This is a genomic window from Cellulosimicrobium sp. So1_17 (assembly GCF_055181235.1).
The window spans coordinates 1652048-1672411 of the sequence record NZ_CM143702.1 but is presented as its reverse complement, the minus strand read 5'-3'; the positions used below and the strand labels follow the sequence as shown (position 1 = coordinate 1672411).

Genomic DNA, 20364 nt, shown 5'->3' with positions numbered 1-20364 from the left:
GGCGTGCAGACTCTTGCTGCAACTTTCTGCAAGCAGTACAGTCGGGCCAGCCGTACGCTGAGAAGCGCCTGGCCCGGCCGACGTCGTCCGCTGCTGGTCCCGTCGTCCGTCCGTGCTCCTCGCGTGGCTTCCGCACGAATCTCTTCGGACGAGGGAGTCCTCCATGACCTCCACGCCGCGTCGGCGCTCAGCGTCGTCGACCGCGTCATCCCACCACTCCCGGTCTCGCGCGTCCCGCGCGACGGCGTCGGTCACCGCACTCGCGCTGGCCGCCTCGACGTTCGCCGGGCTCACTGTCGCCGCGCTGGCCGCTCCAGCGGCCGGTGCCGACCGCACTGCCGCCCTCGTGGGCGACCTCCAGTCCGAGCTCGGCTGCGCGGCCGACTGGGATCCCGCGTGCGCCGCGACCGAGCTCACCCCGACCGAGACGCCCGGCGTCTGGTCGGCCGAGTTCGACGTCCCCGCCGGTACGTGGCAGTACAAGGTCGCCATGAACGACGCCTGGGACGAGGCCTACGGGCGCGACGGTGGCCAGGACGACGCCCCGCTCGTGCTCGGGGGCGACACGCGCGTGCGCGTGACGTTCGACGACGCGACCCAGCGCATCGCGCTCACACCCCTCGGTCTCGCGGGGGAGTACGACGACGCGCAGGACGCCGCGCTCGTGGTCCCGCCGGTGCGCCAGCCCGGGTCCGACGAGCGCTTCTACTTCGTCATGACCGACCGGTTCGCCAACGGCGACCCGTCGAACGACACCGCGGGACTCGGCGACGACCCGCTGACGTCCGGGTTCGACCCCACCGACAAGGGCTTCTACCAGGGCGGCGACATCGCGGGTCTGCGACAGAACCTGGACTACGTCGAGGGGCTCGGCACGACGGCGATCTGGCTCACGCCGTCGTTCAAGAACCAGCCCGTCCAGGGCACCGGGGCCGACGCGTCGGCCGGGTACCACGGCTACTGGATCACCGACTTCACGCAGATCGACCCGCACCTCGGCACCAACGCCGAGCTCGAGGCGCTCATCGACGAGGCGCACGACCGCGGGATCAAGGTCTACTTCGACATCATCACCAACCACACCGCCGACGTCGTCGACTACGAGGAGAAGCAGTACTCGTACGTCGACCAGGCGACGTCGCCGTATCGCGACGCGTCGGGGACGGTGTTCGACCCGGCGACGTACGCGGGCACCGACGGCTTCCCGGAGCTCGACCCGGCGACGTCGTTCCCGTACACGCCGTTCGTGCCCACGGGCAAGGAGGAGCTCAAGGTCCCGTCGTGGCTCAACGACCCGACGCTCTACCACAACCGCGGGAACTCGACGTGGACGGGGGAGTCGGTCACGTACGGCGACTTCGACGGCCTGGACGACCTCATGACCGAGCACCCGACGGTCGTCGACGGCTTCGTCGACGTCTACCAGGACTGGGTCGACCTCGGTATCGACGGATTCCGCATCGACACCGTCAAGCACGTGAACTTCGAGTTCTGGGAGACGTGGACCACCGAGGTCCTCGACTACGCGCACGCGCAGGGCAAGGACGACTTCTTCATGTTCGGCGAGGTGTACGACGCCGACGCGGCGAAGCTGTCGCCGTACGTGCGGCGCACCGACATGAGCTCGACCCTCGACTTCACGTTCCAGTCCGCGGCGACGAGCTTCGCGAGCGGCAACAGCGCCAAGGGTCTCGCGTCGCTGTTCGCGAGCGACGACATGTACACGACGCCCGACTCGTCGGCGAGCGCGCTCCCGACGTTCCTCGGCAACCACGACATGGGCCGTGTCGGGTACATGCTCGCGTCGACGGACGACCCGCTCGCGCGTGACGAGCTCGCGCACGAGCTCATGTACCTCACGCGCGGCCAGCCGGTCGTGTACTACGGCGACGAGCAGGGCTTCGCGGGCACGGGCGGCGACAAGGACGCACGCCAGACCCTCTTCGCGACCCAGGTCGCCGAGTACGCCGACCAGCCGCTCGTCACGGGCGAGCAGGCGGGCAGCGTCGACCGCTACGGCACAGACGCGCCGCTCTACGAGCACATCGCGTCGCTCGCCGCGCTGCGCGAGAGCCACCCGGCGCTCGCGACGGGTGCCCAGGTCGAGCGCCACGTCACGAACGGCGCGGGGGTCTACGCCTTCAGCCGTGTCGACCGCGAGGAGAAGATCGAGCACCTCGTCGCGCTGAACAACGCGTCGGACGAGCGCGAGGCGACGTTCACGACCCTCACGCCGGGCGCCTCGTACGAGGTGCTGCACGGCGACGGCGAGCCCGTCACCGCGGACGCCGAGGGCACGGTGACGCTCACCGTCCCGGCGACGTCCGCCGTCGTGCTCGTGGCCGACCGCCAGGTCGGCGCCGACTCGTCCGGCGAGATCGACGTGACGGTCCCGGCGGCGGGAGCCCCGCTGAGCGGCGTGGCACCGGTCGGCGCGACCGTGGACGCCGACGCGTGGTCCGAGACGTCGTTCGCGTGGCGTGAGGTCGGAACCCAGGAGTGGACACCGCTCGGGACGGCCGAGGACACGACGCCGCGCGTCTTCCACGACGTGACCGACCTGCCCGACGGCACGCTCGTCGAGTACCGCGCCGTGACGACCGACGCCGACGGCGACCGTGCCGCCGCGTCGACGTTCGCGAGCGTCGGCGTGGACGTGAGCGGGACGGTCTCCCAGGAGCCCGAGCCCGAGATCGACCTCGTGACCGTCCCCGGGAGCCACAACTCCGAGATGGGCTGCGCCGGCGACTGGGCGCCGGGCTGCGAGGCCGCGCAGCTCACGAAGCGTCCCGACGGCGTGTACGCGGGCACGTTCGACGTCCCTGCGGGCACCTACGAGTACAAGGTCGCGATCAACGGGTCGTGGACCGTGAACTACGGGGTCGGCGGCGTGGCGGGCGGCGGCAACGCGACGTACACGACCGAGGGCGGACCGGTGACGTTCTACTGGGACCCGGTGAGCAAGGACTTCTCGAGCACCGCCCAGGGGCCGATCGTCACGCTCGCGGGGTCGTTCCAGGACCAGGTCGGCTGCCCGGGTACGTGGGCACCCGACTGCCTCGCGACGTGGCTCAAGGACCCCGAGGGCGACGGGACGTACACGTGGTCCACGGACGACCTCGCCGCGGGCGCGTACGAGGGCAAGATCGCCCACGGGCTGAGCTGGGCCGAGAACTACGGCGTCGGCGGGGCCCCGGGCGGGGCGAACTACCAGTTCTCCGTCGGCGACGGCGAGACGGTGACCTTCACCTACGACCTCGAGACGCACGTGCTCGAGATCGGCGTCGAGAACCCGCCCCTGCCGGGCACCGGTCAGCAGGCCGCGCACTGGGTCCGCGAGGACGTCGTCGCGTGGCCGGGCGACCTCGGCACGGGTGACGCGTACACCCTGTGGACCGCGCCCGAGGGCGGGCTGACCGTCGCGGACGGCGCGGTCGACGCGCCGGAGGGCGCGACGTCGTACACCCTCGAGGCCGACGCGGGCGGCCTGCACGAGGACGTGGCGGCCGACTTCCCGGCGCTCGCGGCGTACACCGCGCTGCGCGTGACGGACGCGGACGGCGAGCCGGTCTCGCGAGACGCCGTCGAGGCGGCGCTCCGCGGTCAGCTCCTCGTGACCCGCACCGACGGCGAGACGCTCACGGCGGCGACCGGGGTGCAGATCCCGGGCGTGGTCGACGACCTGTTCGCCGAGGACGCGGCCGACCGCGAGCTCGGGCTCACGTGGCACGCCAACGGGAAGTGGGCGTCGTTCGCGCTCTGGGCGCCGACGGCGCAGGGCGTCTCGCTCCTCGCCTGGCCCGCGGGGACCTCGCTCGACGACGAGCCCGAGCGGTTCGCGACCACGCGCCAGTCCGACGGCACGTGGACGCTCGACGGCAAGGAGGCGGCCAAGAAGCTCGATGATGGCCCAGGAGGCGCGGCCGTCGGCTGGAAGGGTGCCCGCTACCTCTACGAGGTGCAGGTCTACGTCCCGAGCACCGGCGAGTTCGAGACCAACGTCGTGACCGACCCGTACTCGGTCGGCCTGACGCTCGACTCCACGCACTCGGTGGCCGTCGACCTGGACGATCCGGCGTTCCGCCCGTCCCTGTGGGAGGGCACGCCCGCCCCGGTGGTGGAGCGGCCCGTGGACCAGACGATCTACGAGCTGCACGTGCGCGACTTCTCGATCGCGGACGAGACCGTCCCGGCGGAGGAGCGCGGGACCTACCTCGCGTTCGCCCAGGAGGAGTCGGACGGCATGACGCACCTGCGCGAGCTCGCGGACGCGGGCCTCACGACGGTGCACCTGCTGCCGACGTTCGACATCGCCTCGATCCCCGAGGACCGCGCGGACCAGGCCACGACGGGCGACCTCAGCGGCTTCGCGCCCGACTCGTCCGAGCAGCAGGCCGCGGTCGCGGCGGTGCAGGGCCAGGACGGCTTCAACTGGGGTTACGACCCGTGGCACTTCTCGGCCCCCGAGGGGTCGTACGCGGTGGACGCCGACGGCGGTGCGCGCGTCGCGGAGTTCCGCACCATGGTCGGCGGACTGCACGACGCGGGCCTCCAGGTCGTGCTCGACCAGGTGTTCAACCACACCGCGGCGAGCGGTCAGGACGAGAAGTCCGTGCTCGACAAGGTCGTGCCGGGCTACTACCACCGGCTCAACCCGACCTCGGGTGCGGTCGAGACGAGCACGTGCTGCCAGAACGTCGCCACGGAGCACGCGATGGCCGGCAGGCTCATGGTCGACTCGGTCGTCACGTGGGCGCGCGACTACAAGGTCGACGGGTTCCGCTTCGACCTCATGGGCCACCACTCGAAGCAGAACATGCTCGACGTCCGTGCTGCCCTCGACGGGCTGACGCTCGCCGAGGACGGCGTCGACGGCGAGTCGGTCTACCTGTACGGCGAGGGCTGGGACTTCGGCGAGGTCGCGGGGAACGCGCTGTTCGAGCAGGCCACGCAGGGCCAGCTCGGTGGCACCGGCATCGGGACGTTCTCCGACCGCCTGCGCGACGCGGTGCACGGCGGGTCGCCCGTCGACGGAGCATCGACCTTCACGCAGGGCTTCGGCACCGGTCTCGCCACCGACCCCAACGGGCAGCCTGCCCGGGCGGGAGAGCCCGGCACGGTCAACGACGGCTCCGAGGACGAGTACGCCGACCTCGGTCACCAGACCGACCTCGTGCGCCTCGGCCTGGCCGGCAACCTGCGCGACTTCACGTTCGTCACCTCGACGGGCGAGGAGCAGCGGGGTGACGAGATCGACTACCGCGGTGCGCCGGCGGGCTACGCCGACTCGCCCGAGGAGGTCGTCACGTACGTCGACGCGCACGACAACGAGACGCTCTTCGACCTGCTCACGCTCAAGCTGCCGGCGGACACGCCGATGGACGAGCGCGTCCGGATGAACGCCGTCTCGCTCGCGACCGCGGCACTGTCGCAGACGCCGTCGTTCTGGCACGCCGGCACGGACCTGCTGCGCTCGAAGTCGCTCGACCGCAACAGCTACGACTCGGGCGACTGGTTCAACGCGATCGACTGGTCCGGCCAGGACAACGGGTTCGGCAAGGGCCTGCCGATGGCGGCCGACAACGAGGACAAGTGGCCGCTCATGGCACCGCTCCTCGCGGACCCGGCGCTCAAGCCGTCGCCGGAGGACATCGCGACCGCCTCGGCGCAGGCGCAGGACGTGCTGAGGCTGCGGCACTCGACCGAGCTGTTCCGTCTCGGCGACGCCGACGCGATCCGCGAGAAGGTCACGTTCCCCGACGCGGGCACCGGCCAGGAGCCCGGCGTGATCGTCATGGCGGTCGACGACCTCGTGGGCGACGACGTCGACCCGGCGCTCGACGGCCTGCTCGCCGTGTTCAACGCCTCGCCCGAGCCGGCCACGTACACGGTCGGGGCGCTCGCCGGCCGCGACTACGTGCTCTCGCCCGTCCAGCAGGAGGGGAGCGACGCCGTCGTGCGGGAGACGACGTGGGACGCGGAGACCGGGACCGTCACCGTGCCGGCCCGGACGGTCGCCGTGCTCGTCGACCCGCAGACGGGGGACGGTCTGCCCGTCACGGTCGAGGCCACGGGACGCTGCCTCGCCGGGAAGGCGTACGTCGCGGTCCGCGCGACGAACGACGGTGCCGTGCCGGTGGACCTCACGCTCCGCACGCCGTTCGGTGCGAAGTCCTTCGCGGACGTCGCACCGGGGAAGAACGCGTACCAGTCGTTCGCCACGCGCGCGACGGCGCTCGAGGCGGGCGAGGCGACGGTCACCACGACGGCCACGGTCGACGGCGAGGAGGTCACCTCGACGTCCGACGTCCCGTACGAGGGGCTCTCCTGCTCCTGACGGCGAGCAGAGCCCCGGTCGCGCAGGGGAGGGCACCGGTCCTGGACCGGCGTCGTCCCCCGCGCGGCCGGGGCTCTCGCGCGAGCGGGGTCAGCGGAAGACGACGGTGCGGTGCCCGTCGAGCAGCACGCGGTGCTCGGCGTGCCAGCGCACCGCGCGCGCGAGCGTCTGCCGCTCGACGTCCTCGCCGATCGCGACGAGGTCCTCCACGCGGCGCGAGTGGTCCACGCGCGCGACGTCCTGCTCGATGATCGGCCCCTCGTCGAGGTCGCCCGTGACGTAGTGCGAGGTGGCGCCGATGAGCTTGACCCCGCGGTCGTGCGCCTGCGCGTAGGGGCGCGCGCCCTTGAAGCTCGGCAGGAACGAGTGGTGGATGTTGATGATCCGGCCGGGCATCTCGCGGCACAGGTCGTCGGAGAGGATCTGCATGTAGCGCGCGAGCACCACGAGCTCGACGTCAAGCTCCGCCACGAGCGCGCGCAGGCGCGACTCCGCGTCGGTCTTGGTCTCGCGCGTCACGGGCACGTGGTGGAACGGCTTGCCGTAGAACGTCGCGATGTCCTGCAGGTCCGTGTGGTTCCCGACGACGCCCACGACCTCGATCGGCATCGCCTGGGACCGCTCGCGGTACAGCAGGTCGACGAGGCAGTGCGGCGCCTTCGACACCATGAGGAGCGTGCGGACGCGTCGGCCGACGACGTCGAGCTCCCACGCCATGCCGAACCGCTCGACCACCGGGGCGAGCGCGTCCGTGAGGGCGTCGCGCGGGACCGCGGCCTCCACCTGGACGCGCATGAAGAACAGCCCCGACAGCGGGTCGCCGAACTGCTGCGACTCGGTGATGTTGCCCCCGAGCCCGGCGAGCGCCCCGGCGACGGCGTGCACGATCCCCGGACCGTCGGGGCACGAGAGGGTGAGGACCCAGTGCGTGGGGTCGGTGGTCGCGGGCCGAGGTGCTGTCGTGGACACCTTCCAGAGGGTAGTCGCGCCGTCGGGCGCAGGCCGCCGTGGTCGCCCCCGTGGACCTCGCGGGCGGACATCACCCGGACACGGGCCGTGCGAAGCGCCCACGTCTGACACGATGAACTCATGAACGACGCGCAGATCACCACCCGCCTCGTCACCGACGCCGAGGCCGGTGAGCTCCTGACCCTGCGCCGGGCGGCGTTCGTCACCGAGGCGCAGCTGTACGGCGACCCGAACATCCCGCCGCTGACCCAGACCCTGCACGAGCTGCGCGACGACCTCGCGCGCGAGGACGTCGTGACGATCGGGGCATGGCTCGACCACCGCCTCGTCGGGTCGGTCCGCGTCGAGATCGAGGAGAGCCGGGCGACGCTCGGGCGCCTCGCCGTCGCCCCGGACATGCAGGGCCGCGGCATCGGCACGCAGATGCTCTTCGAGGTGCTCCCGTACCTGCCCGAGCAGACGACGGAGATCTGGGTCTTCACCGGCAAGGACTCGAAGCAGAACCTCGCGATGTACACGAAGCACGGGTACGAGGAGCAGTACGACAAGGCCGCGGGCGACCTCACGTACACCTACCTGCGCCGCATCCTCGGCGCGGCCGAGGTGCGCGACGACGCCGCCCAGGAGCAGCAGGGCGCCTGACGGGCACCGCCACGTCGCCTCAGCGCCGGACGGTGCCCTGCGCGGGTCGGGGCGGGGTCGCGCCGGCGACCGTCGTCGCGCCGGTGACGGCCGCGATGATCTCCTCGTAGCTCGCGCCCTGCCCGGAGAAGCTCCCGTTGTTCCGCCCGTGCCGCAGGACCTCCACGCGGTCCGCGACGGCACGCACGTCGGTCATGTTGTGGCTGATGAGGATCACGGCGTGCCCCATGTCCCGCAGCCGCAGGATGTGGCTGAGGACCTCGGCCGACTGTGCGACCGAGAGCGCGGCGGTGGGCTCGTCGAGCACCACGACGCGGGGCTCGCCGAGCAGCGTGCGCGCGATGGCGACGCTCTGCCGCTGCCCGCCGGAGAGCGTCGAGACGGGGACCCGGACCGAGGGGACGCGCGCGTTGAGGTCGGCGAGCACGCGGCGCGCGGTCTCCTCCATGGTCGCCTCGTCGAGATGACGACCCCGCCGCAGCTCGCGGCCCAGGTAGAGGTTCGAGACGACGTCGAGGTTGTCGCACAGCGCGAGGTCCTGGAAGACGGTCGCGATGCCGAGCGCGTGCGCGGCGACCGGGCTGGGGATGGTCACGGGCACGCCGTCGGACTCGATCATCCCGGCGTCGGGGGTCAGGACCCCGGCCACGATCTTGGCGAGCGTCGACTTGCCGGCGCCGTTGTCGCCGACGAGCGCCACGACCTCGTGGCGGTGGATCTCGAGCTCGACGCCGGTGAGCGCCTGCACGGCGCCGAACGACTTGTCGATCCCGTGCAGGGCGAGCGCGGGGATGCGGGGAGTGGCGGTCACGTCGGTTCACCTTCGATGGACGGGACGGGGGCGACCGCGAGGCCGTCGGTGGCCATGTCGGTCGCGCCGAGCGCGAGGGCGAGGGCTCCGAGGATCTCGGCGCGGGGGCCGAGCTCGGACGCGAGCACCTCGACGGGAGCGATGGTGTTGGGCACCAGATGGCGACGCAGCGACTCGCGGAACGGGGCGAGGAGCACGTCCCCGGTCTCTGCGAGCTCCCCGCCGACGACGATCGCCCGCGGGTTCAGCGTCGTCGCGAGGGCGGCGACGACCGACCCCACCCGGTCGCCGGCGTCGGCGACGACGCGTCGGCAGCCGGGGTCGCCGTCGAGCGCCCCCTGCACGAGGTCGCGCAGCGTCAGCTCGCCGTGGCTCGTGCGCACGAGCGCGAGCAGGGCGGCGGAACCGACGACGGTCTCGAGGCAGCCGCGGTTGCCGCAGCGGCAGATCGGGCCGGTGGGGTCGACCTGGACGTGCCCGATCTCGCCCGCGGTTCCCGCGTAGCCGCGGTGCAGGCGCCCGCCGAGGACGATGCCCGCTCCGGTGCCGTGGGAGACGCGGACGAAGATCGAGTCGCGGTGGCTGCGGGTCGCGCCGAGCTCGTGCTCCGCGAGCGCGGCGAGGTTGGCGTCGTTGTCGACGACGACCGGCCGGGCGAGGCGCTTGGCGAGCACCTGACCCACGTGGATCCCGTCCCAGCCCCGCAGCACGCCGGGCACCGAGATCATGCCCGTGTCCTCGTCGACCGGGGCGGGGAGCGCGACACCGACGCTGAGGAGCTCGTCCACGCCCGCGCCGACGCGCTCCAGGAGCTCGACGACGAGGAGTGCGGCCCGGTCGAGGCCGGTGTCGACGCGGTGGTCGACGGGGAGCGGCATCCGCTGCTCGGCGAGGATCTCGCGCGTCGGGTCGCCGAGCGCCACGGTGAGGTGGCGCTGCCCGAACTGCACCGCGCCGACGACTCCGAGCCGTCGCGCGAGCGTGACCATCTGCGCGCGCCGCCCCGACCGGGACGCCGGGTGGGTCTCCACGACCCCGGCGCCGGTGAGCTCCTTGACGATCGTCGACACGGTCGCCGTCGAGAGGCCGGTCGCCTCGGCGAGCTCGACCTGGGTGAGCCCGCCGTAGCGCCGGACGGCATCCACGATCCGGTGTCGGTTCGCTTCTCGGAGGGAGGTCTGCGAACCGGGGGTGGACCGGTCGCTGTTCACAGGCCGCAGGCTACACCGTCCGAAGTCCGCACCGAGGCGGCGACAGGCGGTGAAGGCGCGGCCGAGAACATGAGTTCGACCTTCGAACACAAAATGGTTACGACGCACCCGGAGCGCTTGACCATCGAACTCAGCCAGGGCTACGTTCCGTGGCGTGCCGCGTGGGAGCGCGATCGCCCGACGACGGGCGGCGCTCGACCACGGCCCGTCGTGCTGCCCGGTTCGGGAGGCGCGACCTTCGACGACGAAAGGGAAGACGATGACGTCCGTGCGCAGAAAGGTCGCCGCGATCGCGGGGACAGCCCTCCTCCTCGGCTCCATCGCCGCGTGCAGCTCCGAGCGCGCCAGCGACTCCGGTGACGGCGAGACGGCTGCCGACTCCGGCGACACCCTCGTCGGCATCGCGATGCCGACGCGCAGCCTCGAGCGCTGGAACAACGACGGCGAGCACCTCGAGGGCCTCCTCCAGGACGCCGGCTTCGAGACGACGCTCCAGTACGCCGACAACAAGGTCGACCAGCAGATCACCCAGCTCCAGAACATGATCAACCAGGGCGCGGACGTGCTCGTCATCGCGTCGATCGACGGCACCGCGCTCGGCCCGGTCCTGGACCAGGCGGCCGAGAACGACGTCCCGGTCATCGCGTACGACCGCCTCATCAACGGCTCCGAGCACGTCGACTACTACGCGACCTTCGACAACGAGCTCGTCGGGACGCTGCAGGGCGAGTTCATCGTCGAGCAGCTCGACCTCGAGGGCGGTGCGGGTCCGTTCAACCTCGAGCCGTTCGCCGGGTCGCCGGACGACAACAACGCCAAGTTCTTCTTCAAGGGGGCGTGGGACGTCCTCGCGCCGTACGTCGAGTCGGGCCAGCTCGTCGTCCCGTCGGGCAAGTCGCCGGCGACGGTCGACGACTGGGACTCCATCGGCATCCAGGGCTGGGAGTCGGCCAAGGCCCAGTCCGAGATGGAGAACCGGCTCAACTCGTTCTACACGGACAAGAAGGTCGACGTCGTCCTGTCGCCCAACGACTCGCTCGCCCTGGGGATCGAGCAGGCCCTCGAGGGCGCCTCGTACACCGAGGCCGACTGGCCCATCGTCACGGGCCAGGACGCCGACGAGGCGAACGTCATGAACATGCTCGCCGGCAAGCAGTCGATGACCGTGTGGAAGGACACGCGGACGCTCGGCGACCAGGTCGCGACGATGGTCGAGCAGATCGTCGCGGGCGACGAGGTCGAGGTCAACGACACGGAGACGTACGACAACGGCGTCAAGGTCGTGCCGTCGTACCTCCTCGAGCCGCAGGTCGTGACGGCCGACACCGTCGAGAGCGCGCTCGTCGAGTCCGGCTTCTACACCGCCGAGCAGCTCGGGCTCTGAGGCCGCGCCCGGGGTGCGCGCACCCCGGACCGGTCCGCCCGACCCGACCGCGGGGCGCCGTCGACCGACGGCGCCCCGCGCACGAGACAGGAGCAAGGATGGTCCTCGAAAACGTGCTCGAGACGCACAACATCCTCGAGATGCACGCGATCACCAAGGAGTTCCCGGGCGTCAAGGCGTTGCAGGACGTGAACCTCGAGGTGCGGCGCGGCGAGGTGCACGCGATCTGCGGCGAGAACGGCGCCGGCAAGTCGACGCTCATGAAGGTCCTCTCGGGCGTCTACGCCCACGGCTCGTACGACGGCGAGATCCTCCTCGACGGCCAGGCGTGCGCCTTCCGGGGCATCCGCGACAGCGAGTCGCGCGGCGTCGTCATCATCCACCAGGAGCTCGCGCTCGTCCCGTACCTGTCGATCGCGGAGAACATCTTCCTCGGCAACGAGAAGGCGACCGGCGGCGTGGTCGACTGGAACCGGACCTCCGCCGAGGCGGCCCAGCTCCTCGCGCGCGTCGGCCTGGACGAGAACCCGGCGACGCTCGCGATGGACATCGGGGTCGGGAAGCAGCAGCTCGTCGAGATCGCGAAAGCCCTGTCGAAGCGCGTGGACCTGCTCATCCTCGACGAGCCGACCGCCGCGCTGAACGACGAGGACAGCGCCCACCTGCTCGGGCTCATCGAGCAGTTCCGCGAGAACGGCATCACCTCGATCATCATCTCCCACAAGCTCAACGAGATCGAGGCGATCGCCGACCGCGTGACCATCCTTCGCGACGGCCGCACGATCGAGACGCTCGACCTGCACGGCGACGAGCCCGTCACCGAGGACCGCATCATCCGGGGGATGGTCGGCCGCTCGCTCGAGAGCCGCTTCCCCGAGCGGACCCCGTCGATCGGCGCCGAGGTCCTGCGCATCGAGGACTGGAGCGTGCACCACCCCGTGGACACGGAGCGCCTCGTCGTCGACAATGCGAACCTCACGGTGCACGCCGGGGAGATCGTCGGCCTCGCGGGGCTCATGGGCGCCGGGCGCACCGAGCTCGCGATGAGCGTGTTCGGCCACGCGTACGGCACGCGGATCTCCGGACGCGTCTACAAGGACGGCGTCCCCGTGCGCACCCGGACCGTCGCCGAGGCGATCTCGCACGGCCTCGCCTACGCGACCGAGGACCGCAAGCGCTACGGGCTCAACCTCATCCAGACGATCCGCGAGAACATCTCCGCGTCCGCGCTCGGCAAGGTCGCCCGCTGGGGCGTCGTGCAGCGCGAGGAGGAGGCGACGGTCGCCGAGGAGTACCGCCGCGACTTCGGGATCAAGGCCCCGACGGTCGAGTCCCTCGCCGGCAAGCTGTCGGGCGGCAACCAGCAGAAGGTCGTCCTCGGCAAGTGGGTCTTCTCCGACCCGGACGTCCTCATCCTCGACGAGCCCACGCGCGGCATCGACGTCGGCGCGAAGTACGAGATCTACGCGATCGTCAACGCGCTCGCCGACGCCGGGAAGGCCGTGCTCGTCATCTCGTCGGAGCTGCCCGAGCTCATCGGGGTCTGCGACCGCATCTACACCATGAGCCAGGGACGCATCACGGGAGAGGTCCCGCGCGCCGAGGCCACACAGGAGAAGCTCATGCACCACATGACCATGGACAAGGGGGCCACAGCCCGATGAACGTCGTCAGGGAGTACCTCGGCCGCAACGTCCGCCAGTACGGCATCGTCGCGGCACTGCTCGTCATCGTCCTGCTCTTCCAGGTGCTCACCGACGGGCGCCTGCTCTACCCCAACAACGTGGCGAGCCTCGTCCAGCAGAACGCGTACGTCATGGTCCTCGCGATCGGCATGGTCATGGTGATCGTCGCCGGTCACATCGACCTCTCGGTCGGGTCGGTCGTCGCGTTCGTCGGCGGCCTGTGCGCGATCATGATGACGCAGTGGGAGCTGCCGTGGCTCGTCGCGGTGCTCCTGTCCCTCGTGGTCGGCGCGCTCGTCGGCATGTGGCAGGGCTTCTGGGTCGCGTACGTCGGGATCCCCGCCTTCATCGTCACGCTCGCGGGCATGCTCGTATTCCGCGGGCTCGCGATCGTCCTCGTCGGGACGACCGTCGCCGGCCTGCCCGAGGGGTTCAAGGCCATCAGCAACGGGTCCGTCCCGAACTGGTTCGGGTTCGTCGGCGACCTCGACGTCGTGACGCTCGGGATCGGGGCCATCGGCATCGCGGCGTTCGCCGTCTCCCAGTGGCGCTCGCGGACGTCGCTGCGCAAGCACGGTCTGTCGGTCGAACCGATGTCCGCGTTCGTCATCAAGGTCGTCGTCGCCGCCGCGCTCATCGGCGTCGTGACGTACTGGCTCGCGCTGAGCGCGGGCGGCACGCCGATCGTCCTGCTCATCGTCGGCGCGCTGATCATCGCGTACTCGTTCGTCCTCAACCGCAGCGTCTTCGGACGGCACGTCTACGCCATCGGCGGCAACCGTCACGCGGCCGTCCTCTCGGGCGTGAGCTCGCGTCATGTCGACTTCGGCATCTTCGTCAACATGGGCGTGCTGGCCGCGGTCGCCGCGGTCATCACGACGTCGCGCGCCGGGGCCGGCGTCGCCGCGGCGGGCATGAACTACGAGCTCGACGCGATCGCCGCGTGCTTCATCGGCGGCACCGCGGTGACGGGCGGCGTCGGCCGCATCTCGGGCGCGATGATCGGCGCGCTGATCATGGGCGTGCTCAACATGGGCCTGTCCATCATGGCCGTCGACGCGGCGTGGCAGCAGGCCATCAAGGGCCTCGTGCTGCTCGCCGCGGTCGCGTTCGACCTCGTGAGCAAGCGCCGCGCGTCGCTGCGCTGACCGCACGGCCCGCCGGGCGCCGTCGGACACCCACCGGTGCCCGACGGCGCCCGGACGCGTCCCCGGACGACCTGCCCGGGGCGTGCGGAGTGGGTTAGGATCGTGCGCGTCGCGACTGGCGCACCCTGCCGTTCGAGCGGGGATGGTGGATCACCACCGGGGAGCGGCACGCTGTGCAGACGACGGGTCGTTCGCCTGGGCCCCGGGTCACCCCTTGGTGGGTGCGTACCCGGTTGCGGACCGGATGCCACCGACCGACAAGCATCTCCACCGAGACACCGCTGCCCAGACCGCGAGGAGACGCCATGAGCGCCCAGCCCGATGACCGCCCGTCGCAGACCGTCCTGAACACCCCGCTCGCCGAGCTCGACCCGGAGATCGCCGCGGTCCTCGACGGCGAGCTCGCGCGCCAGCGCGACACGCTCGAGATGATCGCGTCGGAGAACTTCGTCCCGCGCGCCGTCCTGCAGGCGCAGGGCTCGGTCCTCACCAACAAGTACGCCGAGGGCTACCCCGGCCGCCGCTACTACGGCGGCTGCGAGCAGGTCGACGTCGCCGAGAACCTCGCGATCGCCCGCGCCAAGGCCCTCTTCGGTGCCGAGCACGCCAACGTCCAGCCGCACTCCGGTGCCACCGCGAACGCGGCCGTGCTGCACGCCCTCATCAACAAGGGCGACAAGATCCTCGGCCTCGAGCTCGCCCACGGCGGCCACCTCACGCACGGCATGAAGATCAACTTCTCCGGCAAGCTGTACGACGTCGCGGCGTACGGCGTGGACCCGCAGTCGTACCGCATCGAGATGGACGAGGTGCGCAAGCAGGCGCTCGAGACGCGCCCCGACGTCATCATCGGCGGCTGGTCCGCCTACCCCCGTCACCTCGACTTCGCGGCCTTCCGCGAGATCGCGGACGAGGTCGGCGCGAAGCTCTGGGTCGACATGGCGCACTTCGCGGGCCTCGTCGCCGCGGGCCTGCACCCGTCCCCGGTGCCGTTCGCGGACGTCGTGTCCTCCACCGTGCACAAGACCATCGGTGGCCCGCGCTCCGGCTTCATCCTGAGCAAGGAGGAGTACGCCAGGAAGATCGACTCCGCCGTGTTCCCGGGCCAGCAGGGCGGCCCGCTCATGCACGTCGTCGCCGCCAAGGCCGTGTCGTTCAAGATCGCCGCGTCCGACGACTTCAAGGACCGCCAGGAGCGCACGCTGCGCGGCGCGAGCATCATCGCCGACCGCCTCGCCCAGGCCGACGTCGCCGAGGCCGGCGTGTCCGTCCTCACCGGCGGCACCGACGTCCACCTCGTGCTCGTCGACCTGCGTCACAGCGCGCTCGACGGCCAGCAGGCCGAGGACCTCCTGCACGAGGTCGGCATCACCGTGAACCGCAACGCCGTGCCGTTCGACCCGCGCCCGCCGCGCGTCACGTCCGGCCTGCGCATCGGCACGCCCGCGCTCGCCACGCGCGGCTTCGGCGACGCCGAGTTCACGGAGGTCGCGGAGATCATCGCGACGGCGCTGCGCGAGGGTTCCGCGGCCGACGTCGAGGGCCTGCGTCGCCGCGTCGAGGCGCTCACCGCGGACTTCCCGCTGTACCCGGACCTGCAGCAGTAGCCCTTCGTCCGTGGCAGTGCGTCCGACGGGCGGGTCGTCGACCCGCCCGTCGGGCGGACCGCAGACCACCCGTCCTGCCCACGTCATCCCGCCGCACGCCACCCGGAGGCCCGAGCATGACCGCACAGATCCTCGACGGCAAGGCCACCGCCGCCACCATCAAGTCCGAGCTCCGGTCGCGCGTCGCCGCGCTGCGCGACCGCGGGGTCGTCCCCGGGCTGGGGACGATCCTCGTCGGCGAGGACCCCGGGTCCGTGTCCTACGTCGCGGGCAAGCACCGCGACTGCGCCGAGGTCGGCATCGAGTCGATCCGCGAGGACCTGCCCGCCGACGCGACGCAGGCCGACGTCGAGGCGGCGATCGACCGCCTCAACGCCGACCCGGCGTGCACCGGCTACATCGTCCAGCTGCCGCTGCCGCGCGGCGTCGACACGAACGCGGTGCTCGAGCGGATCGACCCCGACAAGGACGCCGACGGCCTGCACCCCACCAACCTCGGCCGCCTCGTGCTGCGCGTCAACGAGGCCGTGACCTCGCCCTTGCCGTGCACGCCCGCCGGGATCATCGAGCTCGTGCGCCGGCACGGCATCGAGCTCGCGGGCAAGGACGTCGTGGTCGTCGGGCGCGGCACCACCGTCGGCCGCTCGATCGGCCTGCTCCTGACGCGCCGGGAGATCAACGCGACCGTGACCCTCACGCACACCGGGACGCGCGACGTCGTCGCGCACCTGCAGGGTGCCGACGTCATCATCGCGGCCGCCGGCGTCGCGGGCTTCGTCAAGCCCGCGCACGTCAAGCGGGGCGCCGTCGTGCTCGACGTCGGCGTGAGCCGCGTCGTCGAGCCCGAGTCCGGCAAGGCCCGCCTGCGCGGCGACGTCGACCCCGGCGTCGCCGAGGTCGCGGGCTGGCTCTCGCCCAACCCGGGCGGCGTCGGCCCGATGACGCGCGCCATGCTGCTCGCCAACGTCGTCGACACCGCGGAGCGCTCCTTCGCCTGACGCGGGGCGCTAGGGTGCGCCCATGAGCAGCGCCGTCGCGGCCCCGGCCCGCCGCACCCGGGCCGCCGTCACCGCCGCGTACGCGGTCCAGGGCGGGGGGTTCGCCGTCGTCCTCACGAGCATCCCCGGGTACAAGGACCGCCTCGGGATGGGGGACGACGTCGTCACGCTCGTCGTGCTCGGAGTGTGCGTGTGCGCCGGGCTGGGCAGCGCCCTGTCGGGGACGGTGTCCGCCCGTCGTGGGTCGCGCGTCGCCGTGGTGGGCGGCCTCCTGCTCGCGGCGCTGGGCATCGCGGGCGCCGGCGCGGCGCCCACGTGGCCGCTCTTCTTCGCCGCGCTCGCGGCGTACGGCGTCGCGCTCGGCACGGTCGACGCGGCGATGAACATGCAGGGCATCGACGTCGAGCGGGCCTACGTGCGCAGCCTGCTCGCGTCGTTCTACGCGGCCAACGCCGCGGGCGGCGTGCTCGGGGCTCTCGCCGTGTCCGGTGCGGCGCTCGTCGGGCTGGGGCAGCCGGTCGCGCTGCCGCTCGTCGCGGCCGTCGTCGCCGTGGCGGCAGTCGTCCTCTCGTCACGTCTGGTGGGCGAGCGTGGACGGGTGCCCGACGGGGCAGCGCGGACAGCGGCGCCCGACGCCCCGCAGGGCGAGCACGACGCGGCAGCGCCGGGTGCGCGCGTGGCTGCCGGGACGATCGCGCTGCTCGGGGTCGCGATGGTCGCGTTCCCCGTCGCCGACTCGGCGATCTCCAGCTGGAGCGCCACGTTCCTGCGCGACGTGCTCGCGGCGAGCGCCGTCGTCGCACCGCTCGGGTACGCCGCGTACCAGGCGACCCTCATCGTGTCGCGGCTCACCGGGGACCGGCTCGTCGAGCGGCTGGGCCGCGTGCGGGTCGTGCGGTGGGGCGGCGCGCTGGGTGCGCTGGGCTTCCTCGCGGTCGCCGCGGCGCCGGGCTGGCCCGTGGCGGTGCTCGGCCTTGCGGTGACGGGGCTCGGGCTGGGCGTCGTCGCGCCGCTCGCGTTCTCGGCCGCAGGCGATCGTGCGCGCGAGGCGGTCGCGGCGGCACGGGGGACGGGGACGGGCTCTCCGGCGGCGGCAGCCGACGGCACCGTGGAGTCCGTGACGGACCGCGCCGTCGCGCGGCTCAACGTGTTCACCTACGTCGGTGCCGTGCTCGGCGGCGTGCTCACGGGTGTCTTCGCGACGGCGGACCAGCTGCGCGCAGGGTTCGCGGTCCTCGCGGTGCTCGCCGCGGTGTCCGCGGTCCTCGCCGGCCGGTTCCGTCCGGTGGCCGCGGCCGCCGACGTGAGCGGGGCCACGGTCGCGCGCTGACCGCGCCGTGGGCGGTCCGTGATGGGATGTCCCGGTGCCTCGCGGCCGTCGTGATCGCGTGCGCTCCGCCATCGAGGAAGGACCTCCGCTTGCTCACCGTCGCCACCGCCAACGTCAACGGGATCCGCGCCGCCGTCCGGCGGGGCATGGACGCCTGGATCGACACCCGGACCCCCGACGTGCTCCTCCTGCAGGAGGTGCGTGCCCCCGACTCCGTCGTCCACGAGCTCCTCGAGGGCTGGCACGTCGCGCACCAGGCGTGCGACATCAAGGGCCGTGCCGGGGTGGCCGTCGCCTCGCGGCTCCCCGTGCACGCGGTGCGCGTCGGGCTCGGCGCGGACGGGCCCGAGGCGCCCGTCGACACCGGCCGCTGGGTCGAGGCCGACCTCGACCTTCCCGACGGGTCGACGCTGACCGTCGTCAGCGCCTACATCCACTCAGGCACGGTGTCGCAGCCCGAGACGATGACGCAGAAGTACGCCTACCTCGAGCGGGTCACGACGCGCCTGCGCGAGCTCGGCGCCGACGGGCGTCGCGCCGTCCTCGCGGGCGACCTCAACATCGCCCACCGCAACGCCGACATCAAGAACTGGAAGGGCAACCTGAAGAGCGCGGGCTTCCTCCCCGAGGAGCGCGCGTACGTCGACACGTGGCTCGACGAGATCGGCCTCGTCGACCTCGGGCGCGCGCATGGCGGCGAGGGCCCCGGTCCGTTCACCTGGTGGTCGTGGCGCGGCCGCGCGTTCGACAACGACTCCGGCTGGCGCATCGACTACCAGCTCGCGACGCCCGCGCTCGCCGAGCGCGCGGTCAAGGTCGAGGTCGACCGTGCGGCGTCGCACGAGGAGCGCTGGAGCGACCACGCGCCGCTCGTCGTCACGTACGACCTCTGACCTCCGTGCTCTGACTGCGCGATGGCACCAGGCGCTCAGGGCTCTCCGGGGCGGCCGCCCCTCCGGCCCTGAGCGCCCTCTGCGCGCACTCGCCGATGCGCGCCCACGGCCCGGCCCGTTCGCTCAGCCGACGGCGTCCGCCGGTGCCGAGGGGACGGCGAGGAGGAAGCCGGGGGCGCCGAAGCCCTCGCGCTCGAACGCGGCGCGCACGGCGTCGGCGACGGTCTCGGCACGGTCGGCCGCGACGAGCGCGATCGCCGAGCCACCGAATCCGCCGCCGGTCATCCGGGCGCCCAGGGCGCCGGCGACGCGTGCGGCCTCGACGGCGACGTCGAGCTCGACGCTCGACACCTCGTAGTCGTCGCGCAGCGACGCGTGCGACGCGTTCATGAGCGGCCCGATCTCGCCGACGCGGCCGTCCTGCAGGAGCGCGACGAGGTCGCGGACGCGCCCGATCTCGGTGACGACGTGGCGCACCCGGCGGCGGGAGACGTCGTCCGGCAGCTTGTCGAGCGCGACGTCGAGCGCGCCCGCGGGGTCGTCGGACGCCGCCGCGGCGTCGGCGAGCTCGCGGAGCGAGGCGAGCCCCAGGCTCTGCGCCGCCGCCTCGCAGGTGTCGCGCCGCTGGGCGTACTGCCCGTCGACGAGCTGGTGCTCGGCGCGCGTGTCCATGACGAGGACGGCCAGGCCTGCGGCCTCGAGGTCGAACGGTTCCTGCTCCGCGGACTGCGCGGGGTCGAGCCCGGGGCGGCAGTCGAGGAGGAGGGCGTGCCCGACCTGGGCGCGCAACGACGCGGACTGGTCCATGCCTCCGGTCGGCGCCCCGGCGATCTCGTTCTCGGCGCGGATGCACGCCGTCGCGAGGGTCGCACGGCCGGCGTCGGACGCCGCGAGGCCAAGCCCCGCGACGTCGTCGAGCGCGACGGCCACCGCGCACTCGAGCGCGGCCGACGACGACAGCCCGGCGCCGAACGGCACGCACGAGTCGACCGCGGCGTCGAACCCGGGGACCGCCGCGGGGTCCGCTCCGGTGGCGGCGAGGTGCTCGCGCAGCGCCCAGGCGACGCCGGCGACGTACGCGCCCCAGCCGGCGACCGCGCCGGGCGTGACGTCGTCGAGAGGCATCTCCCAGACCTCGCCGGGAGCCTGCGCGGAGGCGAGCCGCACCACGCCGTCGGTGCGCGGGCGCAGCGCGACGTACGTGCGGTGCGGCAGCGCGATGGGCAGGCACAGGCCGGCGTTGTAGTCCGTGTGCTCGCCGATGAGGTTGACCCGGCCGGGCGCGCTCCACACGCGCAGGCCGTCGCCGTCGTCGCTCCCGCCATCGCCCGTGCCGAACGCCTCGGTGA

The 20364-nt window shown here is 72.4% G+C and carries 12 protein-coding genes, 1 pseudogene and 1 riboswitch; of the genes and pseudogenes, 9 read left to right on the top strand and 4 right to left on the bottom strand.

The annotated features are described in order from the left end of the window. The first annotated feature begins 163 nt into the window (after window positions 1–163). Window positions 164–6337 (top strand): pullulanase-type alpha-1,6-glucosidase, encoded by a 6174-nt coding sequence (gene pulA, locus ACZCLJ_RS07410; RefSeq protein WP_463105986.1) that lies wholly within the window; start codon window positions 164–166, stop codon window positions 6335–6337. Window positions 6338–6427: 90 nt separating this feature from the next. On the opposite strand, the gene purU is transcribed toward pulA, so the two are convergent. Beyond that, entirely contained in the window at window positions 6428–7306 is an 879-nt protein-coding gene (purU, locus tag ACZCLJ_RS07405) for a formyltetrahydrofolate deformylase (RefSeq protein WP_463105985.1), read from the bottom strand. A 120-nt stretch (window positions 7307–7426) separates the two neighbouring features. Here purU and ACZCLJ_RS07400 point away from each other — a divergent pair, with 120 nt between their 5' ends. Further along, complete coding sequence (locus tag ACZCLJ_RS07400) at window positions 7427–7948, top strand: GNAT family N-acetyltransferase (RefSeq protein ID WP_251153119.1); 522 nt, start codon at window positions 7427–7429, stop codon at window positions 7946–7948. A 19-nt stretch (window positions 7949–7967) separates the two neighbouring features. Here the strand turns inward: ACZCLJ_RS07400 and ACZCLJ_RS07395 are convergent, their stop codons facing one another. Next, window positions 7968–8759 (bottom strand): ATP-binding cassette domain-containing protein, encoded by a 792-nt coding sequence (locus ACZCLJ_RS07395; protein WP_463105984.1) that lies wholly within the window; start codon window positions 8757–8759, stop codon window positions 7968–7970. Further along, complete coding sequence (locus ACZCLJ_RS07390) at window positions 8756–9970, bottom strand: ROK family transcriptional regulator (RefSeq protein WP_285821149.1); 1215 nt, start codon at window positions 9968–9970, stop codon at window positions 8756–8758. Before ACZCLJ_RS07390 ends, ACZCLJ_RS07395 begins: the two co-directional genes overlap by 4 nt. 259 nt (window positions 9971–10229) lie before the next feature. Here ACZCLJ_RS07390 and chvE point away from each other — a divergent pair, with 259 nt between their 5' ends. From chvE to ACZCLJ_RS07355, 7 genes are all read left to right on the top strand, one after another. Next, window positions 10230–11354 (top strand): multiple monosaccharide ABC transporter substrate-binding protein, encoded by a 1125-nt coding sequence (gene chvE / locus ACZCLJ_RS07385; protein ID WP_251153122.1) that lies wholly within the window; start codon window positions 10230–10232, stop codon window positions 11352–11354. Between the two features lie 98 nt (window positions 11355–11452). Next, window positions 11453–13018, top strand: a complete 1566-nt coding sequence (gene mmsA / locus ACZCLJ_RS07380) for a multiple monosaccharide ABC transporter ATP-binding protein (protein ID WP_463105983.1) — start codon at window positions 11453–11455, stop codon at window positions 13016–13018. Further along, window positions 13015–14187: a multiple monosaccharide ABC transporter permease gene (gene mmsB, locus ACZCLJ_RS07375; RefSeq protein WP_251153124.1), complete on the top strand. Its 1173-nt coding sequence runs from the start codon at window positions 13015–13017 to the stop codon at window positions 14185–14187. The genes mmsA and mmsB overlap by 4 nt, the downstream gene beginning before the upstream one ends. Before the next feature lie 101 nt (window positions 14188–14288). After that, window positions 14289–14395, top strand: a riboswitch (ZMP/ZTP riboswitch). 97 nt (window positions 14396–14492) lie between these two features. Continuing rightward, window positions 14493–15794 carry a serine hydroxymethyltransferase gene (glyA, locus tag ACZCLJ_RS07370; RefSeq protein WP_463105982.1) on the top strand — a complete coding sequence of 434 codons (1302 nt, stop codon included), beginning with the start codon at window positions 14493–14495 and terminating at the stop codon, window positions 15792–15794. 116 nt (window positions 15795–15910) lie between these two features. Further along, entirely contained in the window at window positions 15911–16792 is an 882-nt protein-coding gene (locus tag ACZCLJ_RS07365; protein ID WP_463105981.1) for a bifunctional methylenetetrahydrofolate dehydrogenase/methenyltetrahydrofolate cyclohydrolase, read from the top strand. Between the two features lie 22 nt (window positions 16793–16814). Next, entirely contained in the window at window positions 16815–18122 is a 1308-nt protein-coding gene (locus ACZCLJ_RS07360) for an MFS transporter (RefSeq protein ID WP_463105980.1), read from the top strand. A gap of 89 nt (window positions 18123–18211) precedes the next feature. Continuing rightward, complete coding sequence (locus ACZCLJ_RS07355; protein ID WP_463105979.1) at window positions 18212–19015, top strand: exodeoxyribonuclease III; 804 nt, start codon at window positions 18212–18214, stop codon at window positions 19013–19015. A 123-nt stretch (window positions 19016–19138) separates the two neighbouring features. On the opposite strand, the pseudogene galK reads toward ACZCLJ_RS07355, so the two are convergent. Beyond that, window positions 19139–20314: pseudogene (gene galK / locus ACZCLJ_RS07350) on the bottom strand (galactokinase); the annotation flags it as partial. Window positions 20315–20364: the final 50 nt, after the last annotated feature.